Origin of the sequence: Paraburkholderia sp. Ac-20336 (assembly GCF_017105025.1) — a bacterium.
In the GTDB taxonomy this organism is placed as follows: domain Bacteria; phylum Pseudomonadota; class Gammaproteobacteria; order Burkholderiales; family Burkholderiaceae; genus Paraburkholderia.
This window is the reverse complement of sequence record NZ_JAAGPS010000016.1, coordinates 64,497-72,588: the sequence shown is the minus strand read 5'-3', so window position 1 is coordinate 72,588 and position 8,092 is coordinate 64,497. Positions and strand designations below refer to the sequence as shown.

General features: G+C 65.0%; 6 protein-coding genes and 1 riboswitch. Of the genes, 5 read left to right on the top strand and 1 reads right to left on the bottom strand.

Annotated features, from left to right (window positions below):
- The first annotated feature begins 465 nt into the window (after positions 1-465).
- Positions 466-584, top strand: a riboswitch (TPP riboswitch).
- Positions 585-677: 93 nt separating this feature from the next.
- The gene (gene thiC, locus GXB81_RS08765; protein WP_205988909.1) at positions 678-2,609 is read left to right on the top strand and encodes a phosphomethylpyrimidine synthase ThiC; all 1,932 of its coding nucleotides are present in this window, start codon (positions 678-680) and stop codon (positions 2,607-2,609) included.
- Here the strand turns inward: thiC and GXB81_RS08760 are convergent.
- Positions 2,572-2,880: a hypothetical protein gene (locus GXB81_RS08760; RefSeq protein WP_205988908.1), complete on the bottom strand. Its 309-nt coding sequence runs from the start codon at positions 2,878-2,880 to the stop codon at positions 2,572-2,574. The two genes, thiC and GXB81_RS08760, sit on opposite strands and share 38 nt — an antisense overlap.
- 33 nt (positions 2,881-2,913) lie before the next feature.
- Between GXB81_RS08760 and GXB81_RS08755 the strand changes: the two genes are divergently transcribed.
- From GXB81_RS08755 to GXB81_RS08740, 4 genes are all read left to right on the top strand, one after another.
- A complete protein-coding gene (locus GXB81_RS08755; RefSeq protein ID WP_205988907.1) occupies positions 2,914-3,126 on the top strand; it encodes a glycine zipper 2TM domain-containing protein in 213 nt (70 codons plus the stop codon).
- A 231-nt stretch (positions 3,127-3,357) separates the two neighbouring features.
- A complete protein-coding gene (locus tag GXB81_RS08750) occupies positions 3,358-3,813 on the top strand; it encodes a hypothetical protein (protein WP_205988906.1) in 456 nt (151 codons plus the stop codon).
- Between the two features lie 471 nt (positions 3,814-4,284).
- On the top strand, positions 4,285-5,883 hold the full coding sequence (locus tag GXB81_RS08745; protein WP_167043448.1) for an L-lactate permease: 1,599 nt from the start codon (positions 4,285-4,287) through the stop codon (positions 5,881-5,883).
- A 394-nt stretch (positions 5,884-6,277) separates the two neighbouring features.
- Positions 6,278-7,204: a DMT family transporter gene (locus GXB81_RS08740; RefSeq protein ID WP_205988905.1), complete on the top strand. Its 927-nt coding sequence runs from the start codon at positions 6,278-6,280 to the stop codon at positions 7,202-7,204.
- Positions 7,205-8,092: the final 888 nt, after the last annotated feature.

The window sequence follows — 8,092 nt, the reverse complement described above, 5'->3', positions numbered from 1 at the left end:
GGGCACGGCATCCGCGCTGATTTCCAGCTGCGGCGCCACGACCATCCCGACGAACCGGATCACCCCGCCCGTTGCCGCCGACGCCGCCAGCGGCGCGGCCAGCAACGCCGCTACCGCCGCCTTCCTGCCGAACGCCGGCCACCGCCCTGTTTCCGCTTTCATGCACACCTCGCTTTTTTGTCAATCGGCGCGAGTCGCCTCGCGCCATTCGCACGCCGCCCCGCGCGAATCGCCGCGCCGGACAGCCGCCTTGCCGCACCTGGCTGGACGGCAATGGGTCGACCCGCTTGAACCGAGCTTTAACGGAATTTTTCGAGATAAGCCGCGGGCGTTTTTTCGCTGTCGGCCATCGCTGTTCAATACGGTGTCAGAACAAGAATAGGATATGTCTGATTGCAACCCAATCCCTCGCTTGATCTATCTGGATGGGTTGCCAAACAGCGGGCGGCCGGTGTATCGTGTGCGCTGCTAACGCGGGGGTCCTGCGTCGCACGGTGTCTGGAGGTCCGTGCCACGTGGGTGAGAAATACCCTTTGAACCTGATCTGGATAATGCCAGCGCAGGGAAGCGTACGGATCTCGCACTCCAGCTGCACCGCCTCATCTCTCGCGATTTCCGACCTCTTCCGTCTCGGTCTCCTGCTTAGCCGCCCCACATTGCTTAGCATGGAGATTTGCATGAACGCCAACCCGAAGTTCCTGTCCGCCGACGCCCATGTCGACGAAGCCGCCGTCGCGCCGCTGCCGAATTCCCGCAAGGTCTACGTGACCGGCTCGCGCCCCGACATCCGCGTGCCGATGCGCGAAATCTCCCAGGCCGATACGCCTGACAGCTTCGGCGGCGAAAAGAATCCGCCGATCTACGTCTACGACACGTCGGGCCCCTACTCCGACCCGGACGCGAAGATCGACATCCGCGCGGGTCTGCCGGCGCTGCGCGAGGCGTGGATCGAAGAGCGCAGCGACACCGAGCCGCTCACCGGCCTGTCGAGCAGCTTCAGCCGCGAGCGCGCCGCCGATCCGGCCACCGCGCAGCTTCGCTTCCCGGGCCTGCATCGCACGCCGCGCCGCGCGGTCGCCGGCAAAAACGTGACGCAGATGCACTACGCGAGGCAGGGCATCGTCACGCCGGAGATGGAATACATCGCGATCCGCGAGAACCAGCGCCGCGCCGAGTACCTCGAAAGCCTGAAGACGAGCGGCCCGAACGGCACGAAGCTCGCCGCGATGATGGGCCGCCAGCATCCGGGCCAGGCGTTCGGCGCGAGCGCGTTCGGCCCGAACGGCCTCGCTGAAATCACTGCGGAATTCGTGCGCGAGGAAGTCGCGCGCGGCCGCGCGATCATTCCGAACAACATCAATCACCCGGAAAGCGAGCCGATGATCATCGGCCGCAACTTCCTCGTGAAGATCAACGCGAACATCGGCAACTCGGCCGTGACGTCGTCGATCGGCGAGGAAGTCGACAAGATGACGTGGGCGATCCGCTGGGGCGGCGACACGGTGATGGATCTGTCGACCGGCAAGCACATTCATGAAACGCGCGAGTGGATCATCCGCAACAGCCCGGTGCCGATCGGCACGGTGCCGATCTACCAGGCGCTCGAAAAGGTCAACGGCAAGGCCGAAGACCTGACGTGGGAAATCTTCCGCGACACGCTGATCGAACAGGCCGAGCAAGGCGTCGACTACTTCACGATCCACGCGGGCGTGCGTCTGCAATACGTGCCGCTCACGGCCAACCGCATGACCGGCATCGTTTCGCGCGGCGGCTCGATCATGGCGAAGTGGTGTCTCGCGCATCATCGCGAGTCGTTCCTCTATGAGCACTTCGAAGAGATCTGCGAAATCATGAAGGCCTACGACGTGGCCTTCTCGCTTGGCGACGGCCTGCGTCCCGGCTCGATCTACGACGCGAACGACGAAGCGCAGTTGGGCGAGCTGAAGACGCTCGGCGAACTCACGCAGATCGCGTGGAAGCACGACGTGCAGGTGATGATCGAAGGCCCGGGCCACGTGCCGATGCAGCTCATCAAGGAGAACATGGACCTGCAGCTCGACTGGTGCGACGAAGCGCCGTTCTACACGCTCGGGCCGCTCACGACCGACATCGCACCGGGCTACGACCACATCACCTCGGGCATCGGCGCCGCGATGATCGGCTGGTTTGGCACCGCGATGCTCTGCTACGTGACGCCGAAGGAACACCTCGGCCTGCCGAACAAGGACGACGTGAAGACCGGCATCATCACGTACAAGCTCGCCGCGCATGCCGCCGACCTCGCGAAGGGTCACCCGGGCGCGCAGGTGCGCGACAACGCGCTCTCGAAGGCACGCTTCGAATTCCGCTGGGAAGACCAGTTCAATATCGGTCTCGACCCGGACAAGGCGCGCGAATTCCACGACGAAACGCTGCCGAAGGATTCGGCCAAGGTCGCGCATTTCTGCTCGATGTGCGGCCCGCACTTCTGCTCGATGAAGATCACCCAGGACGTGCGCGAGTTCGCCGCGCAACAGGGCGTGACCGACGACGAAGCGCTGAAGAAAGGCATGGAAGTGAAGTCGATCGAGTTCATGAAGCAAGGCGCGGAGATTTATCAGCGTCAGTGAGCGGTTCCGCTCGCGGCACATTGTGTTTCGTGTCGCTGAACTGAACGCGCCGCTTGGCAAGCGCAGCATCGAAGCCCGCCTGAATGGCGGGCTTTTTTCGTTGCGTCTGCCGGAAGAGCGGGCACGCCCCGTGCTGAATCGGTATGCAGAAGGAAAACATCCGCTGACGAAAGCGGCGCTTTGCCGCCAGGCTCGCGCAACCGGCGCCGACGCGCGCGGCCGCGATCGGGGGCGAGGACAGGGAGAGCCCCACTGCCACGAACAGGTTCAACGAACAGGTCCAACGAATCCCGGAGTCTGCATCATGAAAACGACCCATCGCATCGGCACGCTTGCCGCTATTGCAACCGTCGTCGCCAGTCTCGCGGCTTGCGGCGGCATGTCTGCGCGTACGCGCGATACGGCGATCGGCGCGGGCGTCGGCGGTGCAGCCGGCGCCGTGATCGGCGGCAGCGGCTTATCGACGCTCGGCGGCGCGGCGGTGGGTGGGGTGATCGGCAATCAGATCGGCAGGTGATCCGCCCGATAGCATCCGATAGTACTCGATAGCACCCGGCGATTCGTACAGGATACCGAATGATCTTCGGGCGCCTGCGACAGCAACGGAAACCTCAGCGCTTGCCTCGGGCAGACGCTGAAATGAACTGAAATACGCCGTTACGGTTTTGCCACAGCGCTTCCATCGCAAAAGCGTAAGCTCCTCTGAATGACGCCGCGCATGGCGGCGTCGGTCATCGAGGAGCGTGTCATGAAGCCTTGCGTCGTCAACACCATTCGCTCGGCACGTCCGTGGCCGCCGCGCGAATCTACACCGTCCATCCGTACCCTCTCGCCTCTCCCGCGTCGCGTCGCCATGCTCGGCGGCGCGGCCATCGCGCTCGCCTTGTCGGGCTGCTATTACCCGGCCGGCTACTATCCGGGCGGGTACTACTCGTCGTACTACGCCACGCCGGCCACGGCCCAGCAGGGCGTGCCGGACGATCCGTCGAATCCGTCCTCGGCCCAGCAGCAGGCACAGCCGCAAACGGCACCGCAGAATTCGTCGCCGGGTTACGCCGTCGCCGCGCCGCCGCCCGTTTATGTCGCGCCTTATCCCGCGTACTATCCGCCGCCTGTTTATCCGTACCCAGCCTATTACGGGCCGTCGATTGCGATCGGCGTCGGCGGATATTGGGGCGGCGGGTGGGGACGGCACTGGCATTGAAGCAGTTTGGAACGCCGGGCCATGTCAGGCGCCCGGCTCCCAACCATTGAGCAGGCGCGTGGACGCGATCCGCCGTCCATGCGTCAGTCGCCCACGCCCCCGCCGCTTTTCATGCGCTGCCGGCGCGGCGTACTGTGCGCGCCAAGCGCGCTTTCGCTCATGCGCCCTCGCCTGGAAGGCGCCTTCCTTCACGCTCTGCCTCGCGCGCCCATCGAGCGCGATTCATCTTCTCCCCCGGCGCCCGACATGCGCCATGCGTGAGCCATCGCACCACGCCATTCCGAACGCCCGTACTTTCCCGGCTTGACGCGGCCGCGCAGCGCTCTATTCTTGGGGAAGCCACATGCAGCACCCGCTTAAATCAGGCGATGCCCGGTACGCCCGTTTCACCGGGGTGCATCTACCTGCTACCGCGACGCGCCCGTCACGCGCAGTCCACGCGTCGATCCCAACAACAACGAAGGAGACGTGATGTTTCATCAACTACTCACTCCAGTCGGCAACTCGCTGTTCCCCTCGTTTCTCGTCGCCGCGCTGCCGATCATCGCGGTGCTCGCGCTGCTCGGCTGGGCCCGCAGGCCGGCCTGGCAGGCGTCGCTCGCGGGCCTCGTCATCGGTCTGGTCGTAGCGATTTTCATCTGGCAGTTTCCGGTCGGACTCGCGTTCAACTCGGTGGCCGCGGGCGCCGTGTTCGCGTGCTGGCCCGTCATGTGGATCGTCTTCACCGCGATCCTGCTCTACAACATCGCGCAACGCTCGGGACGATTCGCGGCCTTTCGCCTGTGGATGATCGACAACCTGCCGAACGACCGGCGCATCGTGCTCGTGGTGGTCGGCTTTTCGTTCGGCGCGCTGCTCGAAGGCATTTCCGGCTTCGGCACGCCGGTCGCGATTACGAGTTCGCTGCTCATCATGCTCGGCTTCCCGACGCTCGAAGCGCTTACCTTCACGCTGATCTTCAACACCGCGCCGGTCGCGTTCGGCGCGCTCGGCGTGCCGATCACGGTGCTCGGCGCGGTCACGCATCTGCCGTCCGATGCGCTCGCGAAAATGGTCGGCCGGCAGTTGCCGTTCTTCGCGCTGCTACTGCCGTTCTACGTGATCGCCGTCTACGCGGGCTTTCGCAACATGCTGCGCGTGTGGCCGGTGCTGCTCGTGTCGGGCGCGAGCTTCGCGCTCACGCAGTTCGTCGCGTCGAACTACGTGAACTACAGCCTGACCGACGTGCTGTCGTCGATGGTCTCGCTGATCGTCACGATCGCGTTCCTGCGCGTCTGGAAGCCCGCCGTCGATCCGAAGTTCGCGGTCAACGTCGACCGCATCAACGAGGTGCGCGGCAAGGTCGGCGGCGCGCAGGGCTGGTATCCGTGGATCATCGTGTCGGTCGTCGTGATCGTCTGGACCGTCGCGAAGATCTTCACGATCGGCGACGTCAAGGTGCCGTGGCCCGGTCTCGACAAGGCCGTCTTCATCACGCTGTACAACACGCCGTACGGCGCGGTGTGGGACTTCCAGCCGCTCGCGACCGGCACCGCGATTCTCGTCGCGGCGCTCATCACCGCGTTCATCGTGCGGCTGTCGCCGGGCGAATTCGGCAAGGCGATCGCCGATACGTGGGTGCAGACGCGCATCGCGATTCTGACGGTCGCGACCATCGTCGGCCTCGCCTATCTGATGAACTATTCGGGGCTCACCTACACGCTCGGTCTCGGCGTCGCCTCGGTCGGGCCGTTCTTCCCGCTCGTGTCGGCGTTCCTCGGCTGGGTCGCGGTGTTCCTGTCGGGCAGCGATACCTCGGGCAACGCCCTGTTCGGCAACCTGCAGGTGGTGGCGGCCAACCAGCTCAACCTGAACCCGGTGCTGATGGCGGCGACCAATTCGTCGGGCGGCGTGATGGGCAAGATGATCTCGCCGCAGAACATCTCGACCGGCGTCGCGACGACCGAACTGAAGGGCAAGGAAGGTGTCGTGTTCGCGAAGACCTTCAAGCATTCGATTCTGCTGACGGTGCTGCTCGGCGTGCTCGTGTGGGCGCAGCAGAATTTCCTGCAGTGGATGATTCCGCATTGACGCTGCATTAACGTTGCCTTGAGGTTGCATTGAGGTGGCAGCGACGCCGCGTCGAGGTTGACCGGCGTTGCGTCCACGTCTGGCTCTGGCGCTGCGTCGAAGCGGATGCGCTTCGGCCGCGGCCCCCTGAGACTGTGGTTTACCTCATGTTTTTTCACGTGCCCGCCGGTTCGGCACGGGCACGGCCGGCCTCTCCGCCCGTCGTATCGTAGTTTTTCTCACATATCGGTGAGAATTGCTCGTTTTGCGCGTGCCCGCGCAACGCTTACGATCGGGTTCACCGGACGCCCCCTCTCCCGCATCTTGCCGTTTCATTCCACGCTGAAACGTTTCGCACGATCGCGCTGTTACGATGCTCAGGCGTCCCGACTCAACCGCGCGCGGCGCCCTTCCAATGAAAGCCAGAAACCTGTTGCAACTGATGATTCTCGCCGCCCTGTGGGGCGCGTCGTTCCTGTTCATCCGCATCGGCGTGAACGACTTCGGCGTGGCGCCGCTGATGGCGTTGCGCGTCGGCATCGGTGCAATCTTTCTCACCATCGTGCTGCTCGCGCGACGGCCGCTGCAACAGTCCGCCACGCTGCTGCGCACGCGCGCGCTGCCGTTGCTGGTGGTCGGCATCCTGAATTCGGCGGCGCCGTTCTGCCTGTTCGCCTATGCCGAGCTGACGCTGTCGGCGGGCGTGACGTCGGTGATCAATGCCAGCACGCCGCTGTGGGGCGCGCTGGTCGGTTTCCTGTGGCTGCGCGATCGCCTGAGCACGCTACGCACGCTCGGTCTCGCGGTCGGCTTTCTCGGCGTGCTGATGCTCGTGTGGGACCAGATCGTGGCGCCCGACGGCCCGCCCGCCACACCTGCGACCGTGGCGCTCGCGGCGGCGGCCGCGCTCGGCGCGACGCTGCTGTACGGCATCGCCGCGAACTATACGAAGCGCTACCTGACCGGCGTCGATGCGCTGACCGTCGCCGCCGGCACGATGCTCGGCGCGACGATCGTGCTGCTGCCGCTCGCGGTGATCGACTGGCCCGCCGCGCCGATCTCGCTGCGCGCATGGGGCGCCGTGATCGGGCTCGGCGTCGCCTGCACCGGCATCGCGTACATGATGTTCTTCCATCTGGTCGCGATCATCGGGCCGGCGCGCACGATTACCGTGACGTTCGTGATTCCGGTGTTCGGCATTCTGTGGGGCGCGCTGTTTCTCGGCGAAGCCGTGTCGCCGGGCATGCTCGAAGGTTGCGCTGTGATTCTGCTGGGTACCGCGCTGGCAACGGGAGTCGTGAAGCGTCTGCCGTGGACAGGAACGCGGCGCGCCGATACCTGAGCGCATGGGTACTGGTGCGGCTTCGCCGGGCGGCCGGGCGGCAGTTCCGCAGGCCTACGCCTAGCCGGCCCCCCCCCCGTTTCCGCACGCCTTCGACGTCCGCAGCCTCTTTTCCTGCCCGCGCGGTGTCAATCGCCCCGCCGCTTCGGCCATCCGGCGCTACGTTGCAAATCCTGAGTACGAAAAAATAGCCCGCACTCCCTGGGAGTGCGGGCAAAAACCGTCGCCCTACGAGGATAGGCGACGGGGCCACCGGGGCCGCGCGCAACGCGCAGGCCGTTATCGGGCTCGGTACCGGTTCGCACGCCGGCACCGCAATGATTTGAAACGCAAGTGGAATCCGCCGCGCATGCGCATCGGGTATCCCATCCGGCCCCATGAGTCTTATAAAGCAGCTTGCGTGCCAGCTATGAGAAGCCCTCGCAGATGCCCGCAACTGTCTGATTTATATTGATATTTTTCTTTCAAACAGAAAGGAAGCGAAGCATGGCCGGCAAGGCGGAGAACTTCGCGGGTTACGTCACCAACGTAACGTCACGTTACGTGCGCTGCACACGGCGAAAACGCCGGCATCGCGGACGTGCATGGACGGATGCGGGGCCGGTCGACGCTACAGCCGCCTCGCCCGCGCCGATGCGATTCGTCGTAGCGGCCGCCCGCGCTCGCGTGGCTCGGGAACGCTCAACACCGCTCCGCACATCAAGGCGAGAACGAGCAGGCTCACTGCCCACATCCAGTAAGAGATCACGTCGAACATGGCTGGCTCCGCTCCTGGCCGGTGACTGTCGCTGTCAGGATCAAAAGCAAAAGCCATGCGCGGCTCGACCGGTTGCGCAGGACGACGCGGCGAGCGCGATGAACCGCGAGCCGCCGCATACGACGGCGACG

Bases quoted from the DNA above. Each gene is read 5' to 3' on its own strand.
- GXB81_RS08740 (WP_205988905.1), top strand. From the start codon at position 6,278: ATGAAAGCCAGAAACCTGTTGCAACTGATGATTCTCGCCGCCCTGTGG.
- thiC (WP_205988909.1), top strand. From the start codon at position 678: ATGAACGCCAACCCGAAGTTCCTGTCCGCCGACGCCCATGTCGACGAA.
- GXB81_RS08745 (WP_167043448.1), top strand. From the start codon at position 4,285: ATGTTTCATCAACTACTCACTCCAGTCGGCAACTCGCTGTTCCCCTCG.
- GXB81_RS08750 (WP_205988906.1), top strand. From the start codon at position 3,358: ATGAAGCCTTGCGTCGTCAACACCATTCGCTCGGCACGTCCGTGGCCG.
- GXB81_RS08755 (WP_205988907.1), top strand. From the start codon at position 2,914: ATGAAAACGACCCATCGCATCGGCACGCTTGCCGCTATTGCAACCGTC.